Annotated in this window: 24 protein-coding genes and 1 tRNA gene; 12 read left to right on the top strand and 13 right to left on the bottom strand. The window is 66.7% G+C overall.

The window, feature by feature from the left end:
- Window positions 1-196: 196 nt before the first annotated feature.
- From pal to queC, 4 genes are read left to right on the top strand one after another with little or no spacing between them, the layout of a single operon-like run.
- Window positions 197-706: a peptidoglycan-associated lipoprotein Pal gene (gene pal / locus AB6730_RS10115; RefSeq protein WP_306849584.1), complete on the top strand. Its 510-nt coding sequence runs from the start codon at window positions 197-199 to the stop codon at window positions 704-706.
- 3 nt (window positions 707-709) lie between these two features.
- The gene (ybgF, locus tag AB6730_RS10110; protein WP_371023483.1) at window positions 710-1570 is read left to right on the top strand and encodes a tol-pal system protein YbgF; all 861 of its coding nucleotides are present in this window, start codon (window positions 710-712) and stop codon (window positions 1568-1570) included.
- A 4-nt stretch (window positions 1571-1574) separates the two neighbouring features.
- Complete coding sequence (queE, locus tag AB6730_RS10105) at window positions 1575-2267, top strand: 7-carboxy-7-deazaguanine synthase QueE (protein ID WP_371023482.1); 693 nt, start codon at window positions 1575-1577, stop codon at window positions 2265-2267.
- 16 nt (window positions 2268-2283) lie between these two features.
- On the top strand, window positions 2284-2967 hold the full coding sequence (queC, locus tag AB6730_RS10100; protein WP_371023481.1) for a 7-cyano-7-deazaguanine synthase QueC: 684 nt from the start codon (window positions 2284-2286) through the stop codon (window positions 2965-2967).
- 9 nt (window positions 2968-2976) lie between these two features.
- On the opposite strand, the gene AB6730_RS10095 is transcribed toward queC, so the two are convergent.
- Window positions 2977-3267 carry a hypothetical protein gene (locus tag AB6730_RS10095; protein ID WP_371023480.1) on the bottom strand — a complete coding sequence of 97 codons (291 nt, stop codon included), beginning with the start codon at window positions 3265-3267 and terminating at the stop codon, window positions 2977-2979.
- Window positions 3268-3489: 222 nt separating this feature from the next.
- Between AB6730_RS10095 and AB6730_RS10090 the strand changes: the two genes are divergently transcribed.
- On the top strand, window positions 3490-3918 hold the full coding sequence (locus AB6730_RS10090; protein ID WP_371023479.1) for a hypothetical protein: 429 nt from the start codon (window positions 3490-3492) through the stop codon (window positions 3916-3918).
- 151 nt (window positions 3919-4069) lie between these two features.
- Here AB6730_RS10090 and AB6730_RS10085 read toward each other — a convergent pair.
- From AB6730_RS10085 to AB6730_RS10045, 9 genes are all read right to left on the bottom strand, one after another.
- A tRNA-Lys gene (locus tag AB6730_RS10085) sits at window positions 4070-4145 on the bottom strand.
- A 64-nt stretch (window positions 4146-4209) separates the two neighbouring features.
- A complete protein-coding gene (locus tag AB6730_RS10080; protein WP_371023478.1) occupies window positions 4210-5154 on the bottom strand; it encodes a DedA family protein/thiosulfate sulfurtransferase GlpE in 945 nt (314 codons plus the stop codon).
- A gap of 79 nt (window positions 5155-5233) precedes the next feature.
- Window positions 5234-6622: a sensor histidine kinase gene (locus AB6730_RS10075; protein WP_371023477.1), complete on the bottom strand. Its 1389-nt coding sequence runs from the start codon at window positions 6620-6622 to the stop codon at window positions 5234-5236.
- A gap of 105 nt (window positions 6623-6727) precedes the next feature.
- Window positions 6728-7759, bottom strand: a complete 1032-nt coding sequence (gene phnD / locus AB6730_RS10070) for a phosphate/phosphite/phosphonate ABC transporter substrate-binding protein (RefSeq protein WP_371023476.1) — start codon at window positions 7757-7759, stop codon at window positions 6728-6730.
- A 61-nt stretch (window positions 7760-7820) separates the two neighbouring features.
- Entirely contained in the window at window positions 7821-8510 is a 690-nt protein-coding gene (locus AB6730_RS10065; RefSeq protein ID WP_371023475.1) for a LuxR C-terminal-related transcriptional regulator, read from the bottom strand.
- 88 nt (window positions 8511-8598) lie between these two features.
- Complete coding sequence (locus AB6730_RS10060; protein ID WP_371023474.1) at window positions 8599-10509, bottom strand: ATP-binding protein; 1911 nt, start codon at window positions 10507-10509, stop codon at window positions 8599-8601.
- Window positions 10510-10580: 71 nt separating this feature from the next.
- On the bottom strand, window positions 10581-11285 hold the full coding sequence (locus AB6730_RS10055) for a TVP38/TMEM64 family protein (protein ID WP_371023473.1): 705 nt from the start codon (window positions 11283-11285) through the stop codon (window positions 10581-10583).
- 16 nt (window positions 11286-11301) lie between these two features.
- The gene (locus tag AB6730_RS10050; protein WP_371023472.1) at window positions 11302-11859 is read right to left on the bottom strand and encodes a nucleoside deaminase; all 558 of its coding nucleotides are present in this window, start codon (window positions 11857-11859) and stop codon (window positions 11302-11304) included.
- Window positions 11859-13586: a glutamine--tRNA ligase/YqeY domain fusion protein gene (locus AB6730_RS10045; protein ID WP_371023471.1), complete on the bottom strand. Its 1728-nt coding sequence runs from the start codon at window positions 13584-13586 to the stop codon at window positions 11859-11861. The genes AB6730_RS10050 and AB6730_RS10045 overlap by 1 nt, the downstream gene beginning before the upstream one ends.
- 101 nt (window positions 13587-13687) lie before the next feature.
- Here AB6730_RS10045 and AB6730_RS10040 point away from each other — a divergent pair, with 101 nt between their 5' ends.
- Window positions 13688-13957 (top strand): putative signal transducing protein, encoded by a 270-nt coding sequence (locus AB6730_RS10040; RefSeq protein WP_306849598.1) that lies wholly within the window; start codon window positions 13688-13690, stop codon window positions 13955-13957.
- 28 nt (window positions 13958-13985) lie between these two features.
- Entirely contained in the window at window positions 13986-14504 is a 519-nt protein-coding gene (locus AB6730_RS10035; RefSeq protein ID WP_371023470.1) for an adenine phosphoribosyltransferase, read from the top strand.
- A gap of 10 nt (window positions 14505-14514) precedes the next feature.
- Here AB6730_RS10035 and AB6730_RS10030 read toward each other — a convergent pair whose 3' ends face one another.
- Window positions 14515-15108 carry a hypothetical protein gene (locus AB6730_RS10030; protein WP_371023469.1) on the bottom strand — a complete coding sequence of 198 codons (594 nt, stop codon included), beginning with the start codon at window positions 15106-15108 and terminating at the stop codon, window positions 14515-14517.
- A 13-nt stretch (window positions 15109-15121) separates the two neighbouring features.
- Window positions 15122-16081, bottom strand: coding sequence for a DNA-binding transcriptional regulator OxyR (gene oxyR, locus AB6730_RS10025; protein WP_371023468.1), 960 nt, complete (start codon window positions 16079-16081; stop codon window positions 15122-15124).
- 154 nt (window positions 16082-16235) lie between these two features.
- On the opposite strand from oxyR, the gene AB6730_RS10020 reads away from it, so the two are divergent.
- The 5 genes from AB6730_RS10020 (at window position 16236) to AB6730_RS10000 (ending at window position 22151) form a co-directional block, all read left to right on the top strand.
- Window positions 16236-16784 carry a peroxiredoxin gene (locus tag AB6730_RS10020; protein ID WP_371023467.1) on the top strand — a complete coding sequence of 183 codons (549 nt, stop codon included), beginning with the start codon at window positions 16236-16238 and terminating at the stop codon, window positions 16782-16784.
- A gap of 190 nt (window positions 16785-16974) precedes the next feature.
- Complete coding sequence (locus AB6730_RS10015) at window positions 16975-17517, top strand: carboxymuconolactone decarboxylase family protein (RefSeq protein WP_371023466.1); 543 nt, start codon at window positions 16975-16977, stop codon at window positions 17515-17517.
- A 148-nt stretch (window positions 17518-17665) separates the two neighbouring features.
- Entirely contained in the window at window positions 17666-18025 is a 360-nt protein-coding gene (locus tag AB6730_RS10010; RefSeq protein WP_371023465.1) for a DUF1428 domain-containing protein, read from the top strand.
- A 97-nt stretch (window positions 18026-18122) separates the two neighbouring features.
- A complete protein-coding gene (locus tag AB6730_RS10005; RefSeq protein WP_371023464.1) occupies window positions 18123-20804 on the top strand; it encodes a M1 family metallopeptidase in 2682 nt (893 codons plus the stop codon).
- Between the two features lie 327 nt (window positions 20805-21131).
- Window positions 21132-22151, top strand: a complete 1020-nt coding sequence (locus AB6730_RS10000) for a LacI family DNA-binding transcriptional regulator (protein ID WP_371023463.1) — start codon at window positions 21132-21134, stop codon at window positions 22149-22151.
- A gap of 10 nt (window positions 22152-22161) precedes the next feature.
- Here AB6730_RS10000 and AB6730_RS09995 read toward each other — a convergent pair whose 3' ends face one another.
- Complete coding sequence (locus AB6730_RS09995; RefSeq protein ID WP_371023462.1) at window positions 22162-23280, bottom strand: Gfo/Idh/MocA family protein; 1119 nt, start codon at window positions 23278-23280, stop codon at window positions 22162-22164.
- Window positions 23281-23337 lie beyond the last annotated feature (57 nt).

Below are 23337 nucleotides of genomic sequence, written 5' to 3'. Positions count from 1 at the left end.
GCGGCCTTGCCGCACCTTTTCTGCGGACGGAAGGTTTACCGGCGGCCGCCTCGTGCGGTCGCTGGAACGAAGACGCCGGGTGCGGGACAGCGCCCCGTCGACGTAGATGTAAGTAGAAAAACAGCCGGACAACCGGCGGTGCCTGTCCCGAAACCGAAAACCGACTGTCGGAACTCAACTGTTGAAGGAACGTCCCATGAATAAGACCGTTACCGTCACCCTGGCTGCCCTGCTGTGCGTGGGCGCGGCCGCCTGCTCCAAGAAGAACACCAAGCCGGCTCCGATGCCGGAACAGCAGCCGGTCGCCACCAGCACGGCTCCCACCAGCGACGGCAAGTACCAGCCGTCCGATCTCGACACCGACGCTTGCCTGCGTCAGCGCGTCGTGTACTTCGACTTCGACAAGAACGACGTCAAGCCGGAGTTCCAGCAGATCATCGCTTGCCACGCCAAGTACCTGCAGGACCGTCCGCAGTCGGCCATGACCCTCGAGGGCAACACCGACGAGCGCGGTACGCGTGAGTACAACCTGGGCCTCGGCGAGCGCCGTGGCAATGCCGTCTCCAGCGCCCTCCAGGCGGCTGGCGGTTCGGCTGGCCAGGTCAACGTGACCAGCTACGGCAAGGAAAAGCCGACCTGCCGTGAGCACAACGAAGACTGCTGGGCCAAGAACCGTCGCGTCGAGATCGTCTACACCGCGAAGTAAGTAATGAAGAAGACTCTGGCTACCAGCACCATGGCCAGGCTTGGCGTGGCGGGCGCGATTGCGTCCGCCACGCTTTTTGCCCTTCCGGCCACCGCCCAGGACACCCGCCTCAGCCTCGCCGATCGTGTGTCGCGGTTGGAGCAGCAGTCGCAGGGGCAGGCCGGCACGGTATCCCTGGTGAACCAGGTCAACGATCTGCAGCAGCAGCTGTCGCAGCTGCAAGGCCAGATCGAGGAACTGCAGCACCAGAACCAGCAACTCCAGGAATCCCAGAAGGCGCAGTACGCGGACCTCGATTCGCGGCTGGGTCGTCTCGAAAAGGGTGGGGCGCCGCAGGGCCAGCAGCCCGCCGCCTCGGCCACCACGCCCTCCGCGCCCGCTTCGGCGGCGATCGCGCCGGCCGCCGCGCAAGCCACGCAGGCCGCGGCAGCCGCTCCCGGCGCTTCCGCCGCGCCGCAGGGCCAGCCGCCCAGCAGCGACCAGCAGGCCGCTTACGATGCCGCCTTCAAGTCGTTGCGCGCCGGCGACTACGTCACCGCATCGCGTGGTTTCCGCGACTTCCTCGTGAAGTATCCGGATAGCCCGCTCGCACCGAACGCCTACTACTGGCTCGGTGAGTCGTACTACGTGACCATGAACTACCCGGTGGCCATCGAGGCCTTCCAGCGCCTGGTCAAGCAGTATCCGCAGAGCGACAAGGTCTCCGATGGCCTGCTCAAGGTCGGTTACTGCCAGATCGAGCTGAAGCAGCAGGACGCCGCGATCGCCACGCTGAAGCAGGTCTCCGCCAAGTATCCGGGCACCAAGGCCGCCGGCCTCGCACAGGAACGCCTGCGCCGCCTGCAGCGCCAGACGGCCAACTGATCCCATGAACGGCAGCACCGCAACTCCGGCGGACGTCCCGCCGGTCGCGCCCGTCGCGGAACGCCTGCGGATCACCGAGATATTCCACTCCGTGCAGGGCGAGGCCGATGCGATCGGCTGGCCGACGGTGTTCGTACGCCTGACCGGTTGCCCGTTGCGCTGCGTATGGTGCGACACGGAGTATTCGTTCCATGGCGGGCAGTGGCATGACATCGATGCCATCCTGGCCGAGGTCGCCAGCCATGGCGCGCACCACGTCTGCGTGACCGGCGGCGAGCCGCTGGCGCAGAAGCGTTGCCTGATCCTGTTGCGCAAGCTCTGCGACGCCGGCTACGAGGTATCCCTGGAAACGTCCGGCGCGCTCGACGTGTCCCAGGTCGATCCGCGCGTACGCAAGGTCATGGACCTCAAGGCGCCCGACTCGGGCGAAAGCGCACGTAACCTCTGGTCGAACCTCGACCACCTGCTTGCCCACGACCAGGTGAAGTTCGTGATCGCCAGCCGTGCCGACTTCGAATGGTCGCGCGACGTCGTGCGGGAGCACGCGCTCGATCGCAAGGCCATGGTCCTGTTCTCCCCCGTGTGGTCGAAGGTCGAGCCGCGCGAACTCGCCGAGTGGATTCTCGCCGAACGCCTGCCCGTGCGCTTCCAGTTGCAGTTGCACAAGCTGCTCTGGAACGATGCCGCGGGCCACTGAACTCCCAGGTAATGTCATGAACGCTTCGAACGCTTCCCGCAAGGCCGTCATCCTCGTTTCCGGCGGCATGGACTCGGCCGTGACCATCGCCATGGCGCGCGAGCAGGGTTTCGAGGTGTATGCGCTGAGTGTCGCCTACGGCCAGCGCCATAGCTCCGAGTTGGAAGCATCCGAGCGCGTTGCGAAGATGCTCGGCGCGGTGGTGCACAAGACCGTGCATGTCGACCTGCGCAGCATCGGTGGCTCCGCCCTCACCGCGGACATCGACGTGCCGGAGGACGGTGGCGAAGGCATCCCGGTCACCTATGTGCCGGCACGCAACACGATCATGCTATCGATCGCGCTCGGCTGGGCCGAGGTGCTGGGATCGAACGACATCTTCTGTGGCGTCAACGCCGTGGACTACTCGGGATATCCGGATTGCCGTCCGGCGTTCATCGAGTCGTTCCAGTCGCTCGCCAATGTCGCCACCAAGGCTGGCGTGGAAGGCGCGGGGATACGCATCCATGCGCCCCTGATGCGGATGGGCAAGGGCGACATCGTGCGCGAAGGCATGCGCCTGGGCGTGGACTTCTCCGCCACCGTGAGCTGCTACCAGGCCGATGCCGAAGGCCGCGCCTGCGGACACTGCGACGCCTGCCGCCTACGCGCCGAGGGTTTCGCCAAGGCCGGCGTGCCGGACCCCACGCATTACGCGTAAGCGATCCTCTCAGCCCGCCGCGCGTAGCAGCGGCGAGAGGTATTGCTGCACGATCCACCAGAAGCCGCCCATCATGGCCACGAGCACGGCCACGGCGCCTCCCAGCACCCACGCCTTCGTGGCCGTGTGCGACATGCGTTCTTCGAGCACCGCGACCCGGCAGGCCAACTCGCGTACTTCCGACCTCGTGGCAAGATGCCGCATGCGTTCCGAGAGCATGTACAGCATGTCCCGCAATGAACGATCGGCGTTTTCCGGCGCGATGGCCGGCAGGTCGTCTGCATCGGTGCGCATGTTCATTGTCGTATCCCTCGATCTTCGGTGATGGAGGGAGGCTACCCTAATCAACTGCGCCAGGACTTGAGAAAAAAGCCCAATCTTCGTCAGTGAATGACGCATTGCGCGCGTCGGCTGGCTTGTAAGGGAAACCCTACAAGGAAGGGGAGTTACGCCTACAGACAGTGACAACTAGAGGTCGGACGATTCCTTGCCGACGTGAGGTCGGTCTAATGCGAGGTTTCTATGTTGCTGAAAAATCTTATCGCTGCATCTTCGATTGCCGTGATCGCAGCCGTAGCCTCTCCCGGAGCGAGCGCGGCGGTCGGACAGGCGGGGTCGTCCATCTACTTCAACTCCAGCGGCGTCGTAGTCGGACAGCAGGTCACGTACTGCACGAGCGACATCGCCCATATGGGCGATGTGCATCAGCCATACCACATCCTGATTCAATGGTCCTGCCCCACCGGTGCTCCGGTGGGCCCGTCACGCCTTTATCCCGGCACGTTCGTCGTGCAGGCGACCTTCCCTCCTGGCGTGCCACTCTCCCAGATGTGCTCGCAGCTGGAGGGGTTCTGCGACGGCGTGCAAGGTCCAGACATGCTTCCGGGTATGGGCTGGCCCGTCTATCCTGGCAGCGGGTACGACGCCCAGGGCAATCCGACCTTCCCGTGATAACGAGATAGAGCGCGCTGGCAGTGCCGGCGCCGCCTAGCGGATCCCCGCAGCGCGGCGCTCGGCCTCGTAGCGATCGGCAGCGCACTTCGGGCACTCGCTCATCCGCCAGACCGTGGCGAACGCGACCCCTCGCGTATCCTGAAACGAATGGTGGGTCGTGCCGGATTCGAACCGGCGACCTACGGATTAAAAGTCCGCTGCTCTACCAACTGAGCTAACGACCCACACGCGGGAACCGGCAAGTTTACGGTGCGGGCCCGGGTGGCACAACCCGAAGGGTGGGGTGGTTCAGGTCGTGAGCACGATGGCCTCGACGTCCCGGCCGGCCTCGCGCCAGGCGCCCAGGCCGCCGGTGAGGGGGCGGACGTTCGAGAATCCCAGCTTGCTCAGCCGCTCCGCCACCTTCGCCGCGGAAACTTCATTCGGGCACGAGCAGTAAATGACCACCGCGCTGTGCCGGGGCAACGTGGCCAGTTCCTGGTCGGCGGTGGCGAGGTCGAACAGGCGCGAACCGGGGATCACGTAGGGATCGTCGCGGCGGCTCATCGCCGAGCGGACGTCGACGATCAGGGCGCCCGGTTCGTTCGCGAGCAGGATCGAGAGTTCGTCGACGCTGATGCGGCTCTTGCGCAGGCGCGAGAGCAGCAGCGCGCGGCGCAGGTAGCGGAAACCAATCCACAGCAGCAGGCCGATGGCGGCGACGGTCGCCAGGCCCAGGCCGAACTGCCGCAACGCCGCCAGCACGGCGTCGATCTGGCGATAGAACAGCATGCCCACCGACAGCCCGACCGACACCCACAACGCCGCGCCAAGCAGGTCGTACATCGTGAAGCGGACGAACCGCGTGTCGCCGGCCCCGGCGATCGGGATGGCCACCAGCGACAGGCCGGGAATGAAGCGTGAGACCAGCAGCAACTTCACGCCGCGCTTCTCGAAGAAGCCGCTGGCGCGACGGACGCAGGTATCGGGCGAGAGGGAGATGCGGCAGAGACCGTCGAGCACGCGGTAACCGAAGCGGCGGCCGGTCAGGAACCAGGCGGCATCGCCGAGGAAGGCGCCGGCGAGCGCGCCGAGGAAGGTGGCGATGATCAGCAGCGGATCGCGCGCGGCGACCAGCGTGCTGCCGACCACGATCAGGGTGGGCATGGCGGGTACCGGCAGGCCGATCGCGCCGGCGAACACGCCGAGGAACGCCACGAAGGGCGCCGTGTCCGACCAGTTGATGCTCGTCACGCCCGCGTTCCTCGAAAGGGTCCCAGTGCTCGCGCAACGATACGCTGGTTGCCCCTCCGACGACAGCTCCGGCGTGCGCTCAGTGCGCCGCGTGGCGTCCCAGCAAGGCGAAGGTCTGTGCGGCCGGGCCCGCCGCGGCGCCGTCCAGTTCCACCCAGAAGAGGGTGCCGCGGCCCGGGCTGGAACGGACGCCGATGCGCCCGCCCAGCGTGTCCACGATGCGCCGGGCCACGGCCAGGGCGAGACCGTAGCCGGGGTGCCCCGGCAATCGCGTGAATTCCTCGAAGACACGCGCCTGGAGCGTCGGTTCCAGGCCCATGCCGTTGTCGCGCACCTCGAGGCGGACCGTGCTGCCGCGACGGCGCATCGCGACCAGGACCCGGCCGTTCGGCGTGCTCAGCACGGCGTTGCCGACCAGCCGGTGCAGCACGTCGCCGAGCAGGGCGGGATCGGTACGCAGTGGCAGCCGGCCGCCGCGCCAGCGCACGTCGACACCCAGTCGCGTCGCATCCATCTCGATGGCGGCGCGCTCGCGTACGAAGAGGTCGGAGGCGATCAGGTCCGTCGTCGTGGGCTCGATCGCGCCGGCGTCGAAGCGCGCCATCTCGAGCAGGCCATCCAACAGGTCGTTGAGCCGCACGAGGCTGCTGCGCATCTGCCCGAGCACGGCCCGCTGGCGCAGGTCCTCGCCGGGCTGCATGCCCGCCACGAAAAGAGCCAGCGCCTGCAATGGCTGGCGGAAGTGATCGCCGATCTGCTCCACGAAGTGGGTGTGCCGCGCGATGTCCTGCAGGCGTTGGCGCAACGCATCGGCCATGGCCTTGTCGTGGCGGGCGCGCAGTCCCACGAGTTCGTCGAGCAGGTTGTCGATCGCACGCAGCGCATCATCGCTCGCCGCCGTGGACGGCGTGCCACGGGGATGCAGGAACTCGTCGATGCGGCCGCGCACCCGCTCGACCGGCACCACTACATCCCGTTCCAGTGCACGCCGCGTCACGAGGAAGACGGCGACCACGCCAACGCACAGCAACAGCGTCATGAGCATGCCGGCGAAGCGCCGCTCATGCAGTACGGTGGCGTCGGACACCGTCTCCAGCTCGCCCTGCGAGGTACTGGTCCACACGCGTATCGGGCGTCCCGAGCCGAGGCGGCGGCCGCTGTCGACGACGAGATCGTCATCGCCCTGGCGATGGAGTACCGCTTGCTGGGTGGGAGCGCTGCGCGAGAGGGCGCGTGCGAGCGCGTCGCGTGTCGCGTCCTCGCTGGCCAGCGCGTTCACCGAGGCGGCGATACGCACCGCCTGGATGCGCGCCACGGCATAGCTCTCGACACTCGTGGCGCGGAAGTGCAGTACGCCGAGGCTCACGGTCAGCGCCAGGGCGACGAGCGTCATCGGCAGCAATCCCTTGAGGATCAGCTGCCGTCGCAGTGGCGCGGGCCTGCCATACGGGTGCGGCGACGCAGTCATGGAACGGCCTTGTTGCGCGGGGTCTCATGACGAATCTATGAAACGCGCGTTCGCCGCGCGATAGACAAGGGGAGCTAAACCGGCCGGCCTAGGCCGTTCGGTCTATCACTTGCCGCGCAGGCGCGTGACGAGCAGGTCGTGGTCGGCCTGGATCTTGCGGAAGCGTGCGGTGCGGGCCGCCTCGCTGACCCATTGGGCGGTGGTGGCCCTGCGTTTTTCCAGCGCGTATTCGATATCGGCGAAAGGAACGAGGTCCGCGTCGTCGGCGCCCGCGAAGCCGCTGATGTCGTGGATGAGCTTGAGGTTGGATTCTTCGCGCACGCCGTCCTTGCCCTTGCCATAGCCGGTGATGAAGCTCGCCACCTTTTCCCGCAGCGCCAGGGGCAGGTCCTTGCGAATGACGATCACCGCGTGCGGGATCAGCGACGACTTCCACAGGATGCGCAAACGCGCGTACTGGTCGGGGAAGTGTTGCTGGAAACGCTCCAGGTCGGCCGTGTTGTTGGTGGCCACGTCGACCTCGCCATTGGCCACCGCCAGGGCGTTGTTCTGGTGATTGTCGATGTGCACGCTGGCGAAGAAGGTGTCCGAGTCGATCCCGCGCGGGGCGAACAACTGTGTCTCCGGCACGAGGTAGCCCGATACCGACAAGGCCTCGCCGCGCGCGAAGCGCCACTTGCCCGGGCGCATGAAGAGTTCGTCCAGCGTGCGCAGGCGCGAATCGGAAGCGACCAGCAGCACCGCGTAATATCCCTTCGATCCGTCGCCGCGGGTAAGCCTCCCTATCACCTGCATGTTCTGCCGGGACACGGCGTCCAGGGCCAGCCTGCCGGAAAGGAAGGCGATGTCGACGCGCTGTTCGGCGATCGCCTGGGCGATGCCTTCATAGGTGGTGACGGAGATAGCGCGGATGGGCCGGGCGATCGACTTGTGCAGGTCGTCCAGCATGGGTCGCCATGCTTCCAGCGATTCGGCGGGACCGCCGATGGGAAGGATGCCGAAGGTCAGCGGGGCATTCGGATCGATGTCGCCCGGGGGACTCGCGATGGCCGGCAAGACGCACAGCGCGCACGCCAGCGCCGCGGCGAGCCATCCGCGTTTCCGCCGTGTCGAAGCGATCCCCACGCCTGCCCGCATCGCGCCTGCCCCGCGTTGTTCGGCCCAGCTTACGCCGGGCCGATGACGAATGGGCGTCTGTTCAGTCGCCCAGGTGCTGCGCCGCGACAAGGGCCTCGAGCCGGTTGCGCACGTGCAGCGCACGGAAGATCGCGGCGAGATGGATCTTGACGGTTCCCTCGCTGATGCCCAGTTCGCGTGCGATCAGCTTGTTCGGGCGCCCCTTCGCCAGCAGCTTCAGCACGTCGATCTGGCGATCGGTCAGGACCGTGGCGAGGCGCTCCTTGGTGGAGAGCCCGTCTTTGTTGTTGGATAGCGAGAACGTGGGCACGCCGCCCGCGGAAGCCGCCTTCATCGCTTCCGGCGGTACGTACACCCCACCGCCGACGACGAGGCGCACGGCATTGAGGATCACGTCGGGAGGCGACGATTTCGGGATGTATCCCTGCACGCCCAGGTCGAGCACGTGGCGGATCGAGGAGGGGTCCTCGGTGCCCGACAGCACGATGACGGGACGCATGCGAGATGCGCCGTCGTCGGTGTCGGACTCGCGCAGGGCCGCCACCGCCTCCTTGATGTGCTCGACGCCGTCCGCGCCGGGCATGGCCATGTCGATGAGCGCCACGTCGGGCGCGGGCTTCTGTGCGAGCTTGTCGCGAAGCTGGGCTACCGTTTCGGCCTCGACAAACTCCACGTCCGTGTCGAGCTCGCGAAGCTTGAGCTTCACGCCCTCGATGATGAGCCGATGATCGTCCGCGATCAGAACACGCATGCCTCTCCCTCCGCTCGCTTGGATCGCAAGCTCCCCGTTGTCCGGACCATAGCCCTACGGGCGTCCATGGGCAAGCAGGCCATCCGGCTCAGACGGCTGCATGATGGACAGTCCAGGCCGAAACCATTACCTCGTGCAGGCGCTCGGGAGAAACCGGCTTGAACAATACCTGCGTGGTCTGCTGGTCGATGTTGCGCAGGAATTCGCCACGGGTCTCGCCGGTGATCAGCACCCGGGCGAAGGGCGGCGGATCGCCCGGCCGGCGGCGGTAGTAGCGATCCAGCAGGGCGATCACGTCCAGGCCGGTGCCTTCCCGCAGGCGCAGGTCGGAAATCACGATGTCGGGCGGCTGCATCCATTGATGCACGGCTTCCATCGCCTGCTGGGCATCCTCGGCGGTCATGACCTCGCAGCCCCAGCTGCCCAGCAGGTAGCTGATGCCGGCGAGGATGCTGGGTTCGTCGTCGATCACCAGCACGCGCATCCCGACGATGTCCCGAGGGATGCCGGGTTCCGGCGCGGCCACCGTCGTCGCCTCGACCGTGCCTGGCTGGATCTCGGGCAGGGTGATCGAGAAAACGGTTCCCTTGCCGGGCATGGAACGCACGGATGCCCGCGTGCCGAGCAGGCCGGCCAGCCGCTGCACGGTGGACAGCCCCAGGCCGAGTCCGCGCCGGGTGCCTTCCGGACGGCCCGCCTCGGGGCCGCTTTCCACCCGGTAGAACTCGTCGAAGATGTGCTGCAGGTGATCCGGCCCGATGCCCAGGCCGGTATCCCACACGTCCACCCGCACACCACCGTCGAGCCGGCGCCGTGCCCCGACCAGCACGCCGCCGCAGCGCGTGTAGCGCAGCGCGTTGCTCACGAGGTTGTTGAGGATGCGCGCGAGCATCGTGCGATCGGTGCGTACCCAGAGACCGGTGGTGCGCACCACGAGGCGCAGGTCGTGCTGCTCGGCCACCATGCGGAAGTTCACGCTCACTTCCTCGAATACCTCGTCCAGCGGCACGTCGCGGATGATGGCCGGCATCGCGCCGGTTTCCAGGCGGGAGAGATCGAGCAGTTCGCCGAACAGGTGGTCGAGCGATTCCACGCACTCCTGGATGTGCGCGATGCGGTTCAGGCGCACGGGATCGTATTCATCCACGGCGAGCCCGGAGGAGAACAGCGTGAGCGCGTAGAGCGGCTGGCGCAGGTCGTGCGAAGCGGCGGCGAGGAAGCGTGCCTTGGCGACGCTGGCCGCTTCCAGGGCGGCGTTCTTCCGCGCGAGTTCCTCGGTGGCGGTGGCGATCTCGCGCTCCATCCCGATCTGCGCGTGCAACAACTTGGAGGCGGCACCGTTGAAACCACGCTGCAGGTCGCCGATCTCGGTGTCGTCGGTGACCGGCACGACCACGGTACGGTCGCCCAGGCCGAGTTGGCGCACCGCGATCGCCAGGTTGCGCAACGGCGCGCTCAACCAGCGGGCCGTCGACCAGCCGATGGTGACCGCGATCAGCAGGCTGAGCGCCAGCCAGACCAGGGCGTTGTGCACGCTGGCGCGTTGCGCGGCGACGGCGTCCTCGACGCTCACGTCCACGGTGACGGAGCCGACCACGCGATGGGACGCGGGGTCGAGGACCTCGCGCGCCACGGTCAAGCCGTCGTCGTCGCTGCCGATCGAACCGTTCACCCGGTCGGCGATGATCTCGCCGTCGCGGTCGCTGATGCGTACCCGGGACACCTGCGGCAGCTGCACGATGGATTGCGCGATGCGGCCGATCTCGCGGCGCTCGCCGGTGCGCAGGGCCTCCCCGGAGACGGTCGCCGCCTGCTGCGCGATGGCATCCGCCGTGGAGCGGCCCATCTCGTGAAGGGTGTCCATCTGGTGGCGCGTCAGCAAGGTGACCAGGAGGATCGCGCTGATCGCGGTCGGCACGAGGGCGACGCAGGTCAGGCGCTGCACCAGCGAGGTGCGGCGCCAGACCTTTTCCAGCCATGGAGCGGATACATCACGCATGCGATTCCCCAGGCACCGCCCGTCCCCGGCGGCGCGAGACTACAGCCTAGCGCAGATCGCGCGGAGCGGCGTCAGCCCTTCCGGCCTAGCCGGGCGCGTACCGTCTTCACCAGCAGGGGGAGGATCGTGAGCAGCGTGAAGGCCGCCAGGGGCAGCAGGATCCTGGTATTCAGGAAGCTGGCGGCGGTCACCGGCGCGCCGCTGCCGAAAGTCTCGCCCAGGCCGGCGCCGACCGAGCTTTCCACGAACAGCGATACCGTCCCGCCCAGCCAGGTCGCGCCCACGAACAGCCACAGCGGGCAGCGAAGCCATGCCAGTGCCACGGTCATGGCGCCGAGCGGGACGATGGGAATGAAGCGAAGAGCGAGCGTGTAGGTGACAGGATGGGCGGCGAAGCGGTCGCGCAGGCGTCTTGCCAACGGCGGCGGCTCGCGCCGGCCGGTGCCGAACGCGTAACGGCTGGCGAGATAGAGCACCAGCGAGCCGAGGACCAGCGCTACCGACGACAAGGCGGTGCCCTCCACCGCGCCGAACAGCAAGCCGCCCGCCAGCACGATGACGATCGTGCCCGGCACGCCGGTGGCGATGGCGAGCGTCAGTACGCCGGTATAGGCAAGACGGGACGTGAGCGGATGCGCGGCGATCGTCGCGCGCAGCAGCCCTTCTTCCGCGAGCAGGTGGTGGGCATCGAAGCGGTCCAGCACGCCGCTGGCGAGCAGGACCGCGCCCGCGATCAGCAGCAGGCACAGCGGCAGCGCGGTGCGCCAGCGCTTCACCGGATGCGGCTCGGGATCAATATGCGGCGCCCGATTCGCCGTAACGGCGCAGTACCTCGCGTGCGTCGTCGCGGCGGATGTCGCGGCGTACGGCGATGCCGCGCCGCTCGAGTTCGCCGATCCAGTCGGATGGCAACGGACCCTCGTCGAAGGGCGTGAGTTCCTCGACGTCCTCGGCACGGGCGCCGATCAGCAGCGCATCGACGCCGGCCCATACGGTAGCTCCGTAGCACTGGCAGCATGGCTGTGAACTGGTGGCCAGCACGAAGCGGCCGCCGTCCTCGTTGAGCCGGAAGCGTTGCAGGCGCTGCTGGGCGGTCATGTACGCCATCATCTCGGCGTGGGCGACCGAACACGCGTGGGGCACCACCCGGTTCACGCCCACGGCGACGATGCGGTCGTTACCGTCGAACACCGCGGCGCCGAACGGCCCGCCGGTGGCGAGGTCGACGTTGCGCGCGGAGAGTTCGATGGCGAGGCCGACCTTGGCCTCGTCATCCGGATAGGCGAGCGATGTATCCACCGCCTCGTGCACCCAGGCAGGCAGGGTGAGATGGACCTGCGCGTACAACATTAGCCTTGCTTCGCCCAGGAATCGCGCAAGGTCACCACGCGGTTGAAGACCGGGGCGTCGTGCGTGTGGTCGTGCATGTCGGCGACGAAGTAGCCCAGGCGTTCGAACTGCACGCGGTCCTCGCGTGTCGCGGCCGCCGCCGCGGGCTCCACGTAGCCGTGGACGACACGGCGCGAGTGCGGGTTGAGGTGGTCCTTGTACGTCTTGCCGTCGCTGTCGTCGTCCGGGTCGGTGACGTCGAACAGGCGGTCGTAGAGGCGAACCACGGCCGGCACGGCGTCGCGTGCGCTCACCCAATGGATGGTGCCCTTCACCTTGCGGTCGGCACCGGGCATGCCGCTGCGCGTGTCGAGGTCGAGCGTGCAGCGCAGTTCGACGATCTCGCCCGCGGCGTCCTTGACCACTTCGTCACAGCGCACGATGCCGACACCGCGCAGGCGCACCTCGCCTTCCGGCCTCAGGCGGTGGAAGCCCTTCGGCGGCACTTCGGCGAAGTCGTCGCGTTCGATCCAGAGCTCGCGCGAGAAGGGCACGCTGCGCGTGCCGAACGACTCGTCCTTCGGATGATTGGGAAAGGTGAGCGATTCGGCGTGTGCTTCGTCGAGGTTGGTGATGACGAGCTTCACCGGGTCGATCACGGCGAGCCGGCGCGACGCCGTACCATCGAGATCGTCACGCACGGCGCCTTCGAGCACGCTCATGTCGATGGTGCTGTTCTGCTTGCTGACGCCGATGCGTTCCCAGAACAGGCGGATGCCGGCGGCGGTGAAGCCGCGACGGCGCACGCCCGCGATGGTCGGCATGCGCGGGTCGTCCCAGCCGTCGACCAGGTTCTCCGACACCAGGGTGATCAGCTTGCGCTTGCTCATCACCGTGTAGTTGAGGTTGCCGCGCGAGAACTCGATCTGGCGTGGCTTGCTCGGTGCCGTGGGCAGGCCGGCCTCGACCAGCGGTTCCCATAGTTCCGGATCGTTGGCGAGGTCGACCTTGTCGACGCACCAGTCGTACAGCGGCCGGTGATCCTCGAACTCCAGGGTGCACAGCGAATGCGTGATGCCTTCCAGCGCATCGGACAACGAATGCGCGAAGTCGTACATGGGATAGATCGGCCACGCGTCACCGGTGTTCTGGTGGTGCACCTTGCGGACGCGGTACAGCGCCGGGTCGCGCAGGTTGATGTTGCCCGAGGCCATGTCGATCTTCGCGCGCAGTGTCTTGCTGCCGTCGGCGAACTCGCCCGCGCGCATGCGCTGGAAGAGGTCGAGGTTCTCTTCGATCGAACGGTCGCGGTAAGGCGAGTTGCGACCCGGTTCCGTGAGCGTGCCGCGGTACTCGCGCACTTCCTCGGCGCTCAGGTCGTCCACGTAGGCGACGCCGAGGCGGATCAGCTTCAGCGCGGAGCGATAGAACACCTCGAAGTAATCCGAGGCGTGGCGCAGTTCGGCCCATTCGAAACCGAGCCATTTCACGTCACGCTGGATCGCCTCGACGTACTCGACGTCTTCCTTCGACGGGTTGGTGTCGTCGAAGCGCAGGTTGCAGGTGCCCGCGAATTCGCCGGCCAGCCCGAAGTTCAGGCAGATCGACTTGGCGTGGCCCAGGTGCAGGTAGCCATTCGGTTCGGGCGGGAACCGTGTATGGATGACCGCATGCTTGCCGGAGGCAAGGTCGTCGCGGACGATCTGGCGGATGAAGTGCTGCTGCAGGACGGGTGTTTCGGTCGACATCGCGAGGGACTCGGAGGCTGGGGCGCGGCAAACGTCCGAGTTTACCTTTCTTGCGCGCCGGGCGCTTGCCGTGGACTCGGTCGGCGGGGTAGCTTGGAACCATGCGCATCGCCTACCACGCCGAATCCCTGATCGACGCCCACCTGGTGAAGGATGCGCTCGAACGGGCGGAGATTCCGGCCTTCATCGCTGGCGAGTTCCTTACCGGCGCCGTGGGCCAGCTTCCGGCGCGCGACTTCCTCGCGGTCATGGTTCCGGAGGCCGCCGCCGAGGCGGCCGAAGGCATCGTCCGGGCGATCGACGCCCAGTTGGCCGAGGCGCGTGCCGCGGCTGCCGACGACGACTTCGGTGCGGTTACCCTTCCCGCCTGAGCCTTTCGCGCCACCCTCCAGGATTCCCATGCAGGCCATTTTCGATCTCGTCCGCGACGTGCCGGACTTTCCGCGTCCGGGCATCATGTTCAAGGACATCACGCCCCTCCTTGCCGACGCCGCCGCCTTCGGCGCCTGTATCGACGCCTTGTGCGAACCATGGCGCGGGCAGGGCATCGGTGCCGTCTGCGGTATCGAGTCCCGCGGTTTCATCTTCGGCGCGGCCATGGCACAAGCGCTTGGCGCGGGCTTCGTTCCGCTGCGCAAGTCCGGCAAGCTGCCACCGCCGGTCGTGGGCGTGGATTACGGCCTCGAGTACGGCATGGACCGGCTGGAGATCGGCTCGCAGGCGCTCGCACCGGGCGAGCGGGTGATCGTCGTGGACGATGTCCTCGCCACCGGCGGCACCCTGGAGGCGGGGCGCCGTCTCGTGGAACGATTGGGTGCCGAGGTGATCGGCGCCAGCGTGGTGATCGAACTCGGCGGCCTGAACGGCCGTTCCAAATGGCCCCTGCCATTACCGTTGCATGCGTTGATGGCTTACTGACCGGAAGCCGTCAGCGTGCTTCGTGGATGTCTTCCACCAGCACGATCTCGCAGCCACCCGCGCCGGTGTCCTCGCGGGTGAGCGAGGTGTCCCAGTGCCAGCCGTCGTCGCGCTTCACGTCGACGAGGAAGCCCTCGAACTGGATCAATTCGCCGGGACGCACGTTGCGCAATTCGCGCGCGATGGTGTCGTTGGCGGGGATCATGTGCATGTTCGCGCTGGAATCCTCGATCTCGTGGCGCGGGATCGGATAGTGGTCCGTGTACCAGTAATAGAAACGGTTCGACTGCGAGATGCGGATACGGTCCAGCACCGAACTGTCGGACATGCGTCCCCAGCCCATGGCCAGGTCGGTGGGTGCGATCGGCGAGAGGTCGTCGAGCTGGTAATCCTCGCGCGAAAGCACGCGGCCGGTCATGGCGAAGGTCGCCCGGGGCTTCAGCGTGAAGTGCCCGCGTGTCAGCGTGACGCCGGCGCCGACGTCTTCCTGGCTGGGTACGCCATCGACCATCACCCCGGGTGCGCTATGCACCGGGCGATGCTGCCACCAGGAGTACGCGCCCCAGCCGCAAAGCAGGAGCAGGACGACAAGCCATACGCGCATGCAACCGGGACCGTCAGGAGGATGGAGTGGCAACGGCTGGCTGGCCGTCCGGTTGACCCGCCGCGAAGCCATGGGTGTTGAACAGTTCGGCCGGCACGTCGCGGATGATCGCCGCCAGCGCCTCGAAGAAGGGCGTCATGGCCGAACTTTTCCGCCATAGCATGGCGATGCGCCGGCTCGGTGCGGGAGCCTCGAATTCGATCAGGCTCACGTTCGGCGACTGCGCGACGGGCGGCTTCACCGCCAGGGCCGGGAGCAGGGTGATGCCCACGTTGGCCGAGACCATCTGCCGCAGCGTCTCCAGGCTGGTGGCGCGAAAACCCGATTTCTCGCCCGCACCGGCAAGGTGGCAGACCTCCAGGGCCTGGTCGCGGAGACAGTGCCCGTCCTCCAACAGCAGGAGGTTCTGCTCGGCGAGATCGTCCATGCGCAGCGATGGACGCGACGCCAGTGGGTGCCCGCTGGGCACCGCCAGCACGAAGGGCTCCTCGAACAGGAACTCCGTGTGCAGGGAGTCGTCGTGCACGGGCAGGGCGAGGATGCCGGCGTCCAGCGTGCCGTCGCGGAGCATGTGCAGCACCTGCTCCGTCTTTTCCTCGCGCAACAGCAATTCGAGGCGCGGGAAACGCGTCCGCAGCCGTGGGATGACGTGAGGCAGCAGGTAGGGGCCGAGGGTGGGGAAGATGCCGAGCCGGATCGTGCCGGACTCCGGATCGCGGGTGCGCTGGGCGATCGACTTGATCTCGTCGATCTGTGAGAGCACGCCGCGCGCCCTGCGGGCGATTTCACGTCCCGTTTCCGTCAGCAGGACTTTTCGCGGGGTACGTTCCACCAGCGCAACGCCCAGTTCGTCCTCGAGCTTGCGGATCTGGGTCGACAACGTGGGCTGGCTGACGAAGCTGGCTTCCGCCGCGCGGCCGAAATGACGGTATTCCGCCAGGGCGACGAGGTAAGACAAGTCACGCAGGTTCATGGCGACGGACCCGGGGTGTTCGCAATAGTCTTAGCCTATCACATTGATGTCTACAATCGATTTGGAATATGTGTAGCAGGCGGCTAAGCTTGCGTTTCAGTCGCGTCACCAAGCGCGCGAAGAGTTCACCCAACCCTCAATGGAGAGTCGAAAGATGCTGAGCATTGGCGATAAGTTCCCCCAGTTCAACCTCAAGGCCGTGGCCGGCGGCCCGCTCGCCAACAAGATCGAAGACGCGTTCGTCGACGTGACGGACAAGTCGTACGAGGGCAAGTGGAAGCTGGTCTTCTCCTACCCGAAGGACTTCACCTTCGTCTGCCCGACCGAGATCAAGGGTTTCAGCGACCTGAACGAGAAGTTCGCCGACCGTGACTGCCAGATCCTGGCCGTGTCGACCGACTCCGAGTTCGTCCACCGCGCCTGGCGCATGGACCACGCCGACCTGAAGGATCTCTCGTTCCCGATGCTGGCGGACATCAAGAAGGACTTGTGCGCTGCCCTGGGCATCCTGACCGACGAAGGCGTCGCCCAGCGTGCGACCTTCCTGGTCGACCCGAACAACGAGATCCAGTTCGTCTACGTGACGGCCGGCTCGGTGGGCCGCAACCCGGACGAAGTGCTGCGCGTGCTCGACGCCCTGCAGACGGACGAGCTGTGCGCCTGCAACTGGAAGTCCGGCGACGAGACCCTCAAGGTCGCCTAAGTCCCAGCGGTCGTAAGTCCCGCGCCGCACCCTCTCCCCTCCCCCCGCGGCGCGGGCAGCCCCGGAGGCGGTGAAGTTCGCTTCACCGCCTCTTTTTCCAGACACGCCCCTCGCGTGTTCCGCGTGAACCGGTGCCCTGGGCGCCGAGCCATTCCGCGCCCCTTTCCCTCATCAAGACACAGGTGCATCCATGAGCGTCGCCGATCTGCGCAGCAAGCTTCCCGAATACGCCAAGGACCTCAAGCTCAATCTCGACTCCGTGTTGAGCGAAGCGGGCGCCCCCGGCCTCAACCTGGCCCAGATCTCGATGGTCGCGCTGGGTTCGGCCTACGCCGCCCGCTACAAGCCGCTGACCGAGGCGATCGCCTCGTTCGCCGCCGAGCATGCGTCGGCCGAGCAGCTGGCCGCCGCCAAGGGTTCGGCCGCGATCATGGGCATGAACAATATCTACTACCGCTTCCAGCATCTGGTGAGCCACCCGGAGTACGCCACGATCCCGGCGAAGCTGCGCATGAACGTGATCGGCGCCTACAAAGGCGACGCGAAGAACGACTTCGAGCTCGTCTCGCTGGCCGTCTCCGCCGTCAATGGCTGCGGCATGTGCATCGACTCCCACGACAAGGTGCTGCGCGATGGCGGCATCAGCGTGCAGGCGATCCAGAGCGCCGTGCGCATCGCCTCGGTGATCCACGGCGTGGCCGTGGTGCTTGAGCAGGCAGAGGCCGCTGGCTGATCCCACAGTTCATGATTTGCCCCAGATAAGGGTCGGCACCGGTTCCGGTGGAGCCGACCCTGTCGGCGAAAGGGCCGCGTCTTAACGCGGCCTTTCTCCATTCTGGAGGACTCTCCCCGCACATTCACACGCGTGGGGAGGGGTTCCAATGAGCTACGTCGATGGTTTCGTGCTGCCGGTTCCGGTGGACCGGCTGGCCGAGTACAAGAAGATGGCCCGCAAGGCGGGCAAGATCTGGATGGAGCACGGCGCACTGGCCTATAGCGAGTGCGTCGCCGATGACGTGAAGCCGGGGAAATCCACGTCCTTCCCGCAATCGGTCAAGCTGAAGCCCGGCGAGACCGTGGTGTTCTCCTGGGTCGTCTACAAGAACCGCCGGGATCGCGATCGCATCATGAAGAAAGTCATGGAAGATCCGAGGCTTGCCGAGTTCATGGACCCCAAGACCCTGCCCTTCGACGGCAAGCGGATGTTCTGGGGCGGGTTCAAGCCGATCGTCGAGTTCTGACGCGACGCAGCGAAACAGGGGGTGCCTTCTGGCACTGTGTCGGAGGTCACCCTCTTCGCACGATGGATGGATCACCCACAGGGGAGTCCCACCCACCATGCGTCGTTTCGTCCGCCCTCTCGTTCTTACCGCGCTCGCCGCCTGCTGTGGTGCCGCGTTCGCCGCCACCACGGACGCGCCGCCCCTCGGCCATCTGCCTACCTGGGCCCAGCCGGAATCCTACAAGCTCTCGTTCAAGGTCGACCCGAAGCAGGAGACCTACGCGGGTTCCTCGACGATCAAGATCAAGCTGAGCCAGCCGTCCGATTTCATCTGGCTGCACGGCAAGGAACTGAAGGTATCCAAGGTCACCGTGACCGATGCCGCGGGCAAGAAGCACGCCGGCAAGTACACCGTGGCCGCCGAGAAGGAAGGCGTCGTCCGCGTCGACCTCGGGGCGAAACTCGAGGGTGAGATCACCCTCGCGATCGAATTCACCGCGCCGCTGAACAAGCAGTTGCAGGGCCTGTACAAGGTCTCGCACGAGGGCGTGCCCTATGCGATGACGCAGATGGAGCCGGTGTCGGCGCGCTACGCGTTCCCGGGCTTCGACGAGCCGTCGTTCAAGGTGCCGTTCGACATCAGCCTGACCATCCCCGCCGACGACCAGGGCGTGGCCAATACCGCCCAGGTCAAGGAAGAAAAGGCTGGCGCGGGCTGGAAGACGCTCACGTTCTCGACCACCAAGCCGCTGCCGACCTACCTCGTCGCGTTCGCCGTCGGTCCGTGGGATGTCGTGAAGGGTCCGGACATCACGCCGACCGAATTCCGTTCCACGGCGACGCCGCTGCGCGGCATCGCCGCCAAGGGTGAAGGCCACCGCATGCAGCATGTGCTGGGCGAGACCAACGCGATCATCCACACGCTCGAGGACTACTACGGTTTCGGCTATCCATACGACAAGCTCGACCTGCTCGCGGCACCCGACTTCAGCGCGGGCGCGATGGAAAACGCCGGCCTGGTCACCTTCCGTGACTGGCTGCTGCTGATCGATCCGGATTCGGCGGCTCAGTACGTTCGTGGCTCCTTCAACGTCAACGCGCACGAGCTGGCCCACCAGTGGACCGGCGACACCGTGACGATGGCCTGGTGGGACGACCTCTGGCTCAACGAGGCCTTCGCCACCTGGATGCAGCAGAAGGTCACCACCAAGGTGCACCCGGAATACCGCGCCGATCTCGATCGCGTGCGCGGCGCCCAGGGCGCGATGAACAACGACAGCCTGGTCAGCGCCCGCAAGATCCGCCAGCCGATCACCGGCAATGGCGACATCGAGACCGCGTTCGACGGCATCACCTACCAGAAGGGCGCCGCCGTCCTCGGCATGTTCGAGGGCTATGTCACCGACCCGGTGTTCCAGAAGGGCATGCGTGCCTATATCCAGAAGCACAAGTTCGCCAACGCCACCGCCGACGACCTGATCGATTCGATCGCCGAGGCCGCCGGCCAGGGCGACGCGTTCAAGAAGGCCTTCCGCAGCTTCCTCGACCAGTCCGGCGTGCCCTACGTCAGCACTGAAGTGAAGACCGAGGGTGGCAAGACCGTGTTGCACCTGTCGCAGAGCCGCTACCTGCCGCTGGGCAGCACCGGCGACGCGAGCCGCGTCTGGGGCGTGCCGATGTGCGTGCGTTACGGCACCACCGGCGGCGCGAGCAAGGTGAAGTGCGAACTGCTCGACAAGGCCACCGGCACCATGGTGCTGGACGATGCGGCGAAGAACACGTGGGTGCTGCCGAATGCCGACGGCCGTGGCTATTACCGTTTCGCACAGAGCAAGGCCGACCTGGCTGCGCTGTCGAAGGTGGTCGGTACGCTCAGCGACGCGGAGCAGCTGGCTTATGCCGACGCCGTGCGCGCGGGCTTCCAGCATGGTGACCTGGACGCGGGCGACGTGCTGGCCGCGTTCAAGCCGCTGACGTCGTCGAAGACCCGCGAGGTGTTCACGGCGCCGCTGATGACCTTCAACTGGATACTCAACAACGAGGCCACGACGGACGCGCAGCGCGCTCATCTGCGCAAGTGGGCGACCGACGCGTACCTGCCGAAGCTCAAGGAACTGGGCTACAAGAAGAAGGCTGGCGAGCCGGACAACGACACGATCACCCGCACGGCCCTGGCCGGCTTCCTGTCCGACGACGACATCGCCCAGCCGGAGGTCCGCGCCGAGATGCTGAAGCAGGGCGATGCCGCGTTGAAGGTGAAGGACGGGCACCTGGACCTGGAAGCGGCCGATTCGGACCTGCTCGCCGACGCCCTGGGCGTGGCGGTGCAGGAGCGTGGCGCGCCCGCGGTCGACGCGCTCATCGCGGAGATCCCGAAGACCTCCGATCCGGCGAAGCGGAACGCCATGTTGTCGGCGCTGGCGTCCACCAAGGACCCGGCATTGGCCAACAAGGTCCGTGACTTCGCGCTCGGCAAGGACGTGAAGGTCGGCGAGATGGCCATGGTGCTGCGTGGTGGCCGCGACTCCGAAGCGACGCGTGCCGACCTGTGGAAGTGGTTCGTGGCCAACTACGACAAGATCGTGGCGCGCACGGGCAGCTTCGCGGGCGGCCAGCTGCCGGGTCTCGCCGGTGGCGGCGGTTGCTCGAAGGCTGAAGCCGATCGCCTGAGCGAGTTCTTCAAGCCGCGCCTGGGCCAGGTCAGCGGTGCCGAGCGCGGGCTGGCGCAGACCAGCGAGCAGATCCTGCTCTGCTCGGCGCAGAAGGCCAAACAGGACCCGAAGGCGATCCTGCGCTGAGCCACCGCATGTTTGAGTGACGACGAGCCGGGCGAGCGATCGCCCGGCTTTTTTTGTACTCACACCATGGCAGCGACACCTCAGCATCGTGACAGCCACCCTCAGCACGGTGGCAGTCACCCGCGCCCTGGTGGCAGGTACCCGCGCCCTGGTGGCAGGTACCCTCAGCCTGGTGGCAGGTACCCTCAGCCTGGTGGGAGCCGACCTTGTCGGCGATCCCGCGGCAGCGGGCCAGGGTTACCGCAACACCCATCGCCGACAGGGTCGGCTCCCACCAAGGTCGGCTCCCACCAGAGCGTCTCCACGACGTTGCGCTACCCTATATGGATGAGCTCACGGCCCCCTGTCCCGCCACGCCACCCGCCGCGCGCCACCGCGCGCGATGTCGCGGAGGCCGCGAGCGTCTCGATCTCCGCTGTGTCGCGCACATTCACCGAAGGAGCGAGCGTTTCCGCGAAAACCCGCGAACGCGTGCTCGAAGCCGCCGCCACCCTCGGCTATCGCCCCAACCACCTTGCCCGCAGCCTCATGACCGGCCGCACCGAACTCATCGGGCTGGTGTCCAATCATTTCGGGAACCCGGCGTTCATGGAGGTCTTCGACCTCTTCACGCGCGAACTGCAGGCTCGCGGCTTGCGCCCGCTCCTGGCGAACCTCGGCGAGGATGAAGATGGCACCGCCGCCCTCGACATGTTGCGCCAGTACAACGTCGACGCCGTGGTCATCGCCACCTCGGCGCCGCCGGCGGGATTCGCCGCATCGTGCCGCGCGGCGGGCCTGCCCGTGATGCATGTGTTCGGCCGGGCAGGGCGCTCGTCACCGGTGCCGGTGGCGACGGTGGACAACGTGGCCGGTGGACGGCTGGTCGCGGAAGCCATGCGTCGACACGGGCTGCGCAGGCTGGCTTTCCTGGGTGGTTCGGCGCACGACGCATCCACCATCGACCGGAACAAGGGATTTGCCGAGATCGCAGGCAGGTTGCTGCGGGAGACCATCCACGCCGGCAATTACACGCACGAACACGGCCGCCTGGCCATGCACACCTTGCTCGACCGCGACGACACGCTGGACGGCGTGTTCTGCGGCGACGACGTGCTGGCCCTGGGGGCGATGGATGCCTGCCGTGAGCGTGGCGTGGCGGTTCCGGTGGATGTCAGCATCGTCGGTTTCGACGATATGCCGCTAGCTGCCTGGGCCTCCTATTCGCTGACGACGGTACGCCAGCCCATTCGTGAGATGGTGCTGCATGCCATCGAACGCATCGTGGCCTGGATGGATGATCCGGCCGCGGTGCCGCGCAACAAGCTGTTTCCCTGCGAGCTGGTGAAACGGGGAAGCCTCCGGTAAACGACCGGCGTCACAGCGACACCCAGCGCCTCTCGCGATTCGACACCAATGCCGCGGCGATCACCCTGTCCACCTCGTACCCGTCGCGGAATGTCGGCCACACCGATTCGCCGGTGGTCACCGCCTGCAGGAAATCCCGCGCCTCGATCACGATCTGCTCGTTGTAGCCGGTGCCGTGGCCGACACCCTGGTTGAAGGCCAGGTAATCCGGATGCGCCGGCCCCATCAATAGCTTCTGGAATCCTCTTCGCGCCGGTTCGCGTGAGGCGTCGTATAACCACAGGGCGTTCTGGTCTTCCTGGTCGAAGGCGATGGCGCCCCGCGTGCCGGTGATCCGGTAGGTGTAGCCCATCTTCCTGCCCGCGGCCATGCGGCTGAAGCTGATGCTTCCTGTCGCACCGTTGGCGAAGCGGAGCAGCATCTGTCCTTGATCGTCATTCTCCACGGCTTCGGAACCGTGCGGACCATCGCGACGCGGTTGCACGATGGACGTGTCGGCCACCAGGCTTTCGATCGGCCCCACGAGGCGCAGGCAGGCATTGACGATATGGGGAGCGACGTCGCCCAGTGCCCCTGCCTCGGAGCCCGTCGCGATACGAGTGCGCCACGAGGCGGGCAGGGCGGGGTCGTGCAGGTAATCCTCGACATGTTCGGCCGTGACCTGGATCACCTCGCCGATCTCGCCCGAAGCGATGATCCGTCGCGCCAATTGGCTGGCGGGCGTGCGGATGTAGTTGAAGCCGACCATGTTCGGCATCCGTGCGCGTTCCACGGCTTCGGTCATCGCGAGCGATTCCTCCGCGTTCATGCCCAGCGGTTTTTCGCAGAACACCGGCTTCCGCGCCGCGACACAGGCCATCACCATCGGGTAATGCGTGCGCGGCGGCGTCGCGATGACCACGACATCCACCTGCGGATCGTCGACCAGGTCGCGCCAGTCGCCGGTGGAACGGGCCCAGCCCCAGCGCTTCGCCATCCCGGCGGCGCCTTCCTCGGTCGAGGTGGCGATCATCTCGCATACGGGGCGGCGGGCGGGTTCGAACAGGGCGCCCACGCTCTGGTACGCCACGGTATGCGCTTTCCCCATATACCCGGCGCCGATCAGGCCGACGCGTAATTCGCTCTTCATGGGCAGATCCTGATCGAGTTCAGGTCGACTCTACGTATGTTGCGGCGCAATTTGCAA

Source organism: Luteibacter sp. RCC_6_2, assembly GCF_041360655.1.
In the GTDB taxonomy this organism is placed as follows: domain Bacteria; phylum Pseudomonadota; class Gammaproteobacteria; order Xanthomonadales; family Rhodanobacteraceae; genus Luteibacter.
This window is presented reverse-complemented; position numbering and strand designations above follow the sequence as displayed.

Excerpts from the sequence above, each read along its gene's own strand:
- AB6730_RS10005 (WP_371023464.1), top strand. The coding sequence starts at position 18,123 with ATGCGTCGTTTCGTCCGCCCTCTCGTTCTTACCGCGCTCGCCGCCTGC.
- AB6730_RS10050 (WP_371023472.1), bottom strand. The coding sequence starts at position 11,859 with ATGTTGTACGCGCAGGTCCATCTCACCCTGCCTGCCTGGGTGCACGAG.
- AB6730_RS10035 (WP_371023470.1), top strand. The coding sequence starts at position 13,986 with ATGCAGGCCATTTTCGATCTCGTCCGCGACGTGCCGGACTTTCCGCGT.
- AB6730_RS10040 (WP_306849598.1), top strand. The coding sequence starts at position 13,688 with ATGCGCATCGCCTACCACGCCGAATCCCTGATCGACGCCCACCTGGTG.
- AB6730_RS10020 (WP_371023467.1), top strand. The coding sequence starts at position 16,236 with ATGCTGAGCATTGGCGATAAGTTCCCCCAGTTCAACCTCAAGGCCGTG.
- AB6730_RS10065 (WP_371023475.1), bottom strand. The coding sequence starts at position 8,510 with ATGCGTGTTCTGATCGCGGACGATCATCGGCTCATCATCGAGGGCGTG.
- AB6730_RS10010 (WP_371023465.1), top strand. The coding sequence starts at position 17,666 with ATGAGCTACGTCGATGGTTTCGTGCTGCCGGTTCCGGTGGACCGGCTG.
- queE (WP_371023482.1), top strand. The coding sequence starts at position 1,575 with ATGAACGGCAGCACCGCAACTCCGGCGGACGTCCCGCCGGTCGCGCCC.
- AB6730_RS10015 (WP_371023466.1), top strand. The coding sequence starts at position 16,975 with ATGAGCGTCGCCGATCTGCGCAGCAAGCTTCCCGAATACGCCAAGGAC.
- AB6730_RS10095 (WP_371023480.1), bottom strand. The coding sequence starts at position 3,267 with ATGAACATGCGCACCGATGCAGACGACCTGCCGGCCATCGCGCCGGAA.
- AB6730_RS10090 (WP_371023479.1), top strand. The coding sequence starts at position 3,490 with ATGTTGCTGAAAAATCTTATCGCTGCATCTTCGATTGCCGTGATCGCA.
- oxyR (WP_371023468.1), bottom strand. The coding sequence starts at position 16,081 with ATGAACCTGCGTGACTTGTCTTACCTCGTCGCCCTGGCGGAATACCGT.
- AB6730_RS10045 (WP_371023471.1), bottom strand. The coding sequence starts at position 13,586 with ATGTCGACCGAAACACCCGTCCTGCAGCAGCACTTCATCCGCCAGATC.
- AB6730_RS09995 (WP_371023462.1), bottom strand. The coding sequence starts at position 23,280 with ATGAAGAGCGAATTACGCGTCGGCCTGATCGGCGCCGGGTATATGGGG.
- AB6730_RS10000 (WP_371023463.1), top strand. The coding sequence starts at position 21,132 with ATGAGCTCACGGCCCCCTGTCCCGCCACGCCACCCGCCGCGCGCCACC.
- AB6730_RS10060 (WP_371023474.1), bottom strand. The coding sequence starts at position 10,509 with ATGCGTGATGTATCCGCTCCATGGCTGGAAAAGGTCTGGCGCCGCACC.
- AB6730_RS10030 (WP_371023469.1), bottom strand. The coding sequence starts at position 15,108 with ATGCGCGTATGGCTTGTCGTCCTGCTCCTGCTTTGCGGCTGGGGCGCG.
- pal (WP_306849584.1), top strand. The coding sequence starts at position 197 with ATGAATAAGACCGTTACCGTCACCCTGGCTGCCCTGCTGTGCGTGGGC.
- queC (WP_371023481.1), top strand. The coding sequence starts at position 2,284 with ATGAACGCTTCGAACGCTTCCCGCAAGGCCGTCATCCTCGTTTCCGGC.
- ybgF (WP_371023483.1), top strand. The coding sequence starts at position 710 with ATGAAGAAGACTCTGGCTACCAGCACCATGGCCAGGCTTGGCGTGGCG.
- AB6730_RS10075 (WP_371023477.1), bottom strand. The coding sequence starts at position 6,622 with ATGACTGCGTCGCCGCACCCGTATGGCAGGCCCGCGCCACTGCGACGG.
- phnD (WP_371023476.1), bottom strand. The coding sequence starts at position 7,759 with ATGCGGGCAGGCGTGGGGATCGCTTCGACACGGCGGAAACGCGGATGG.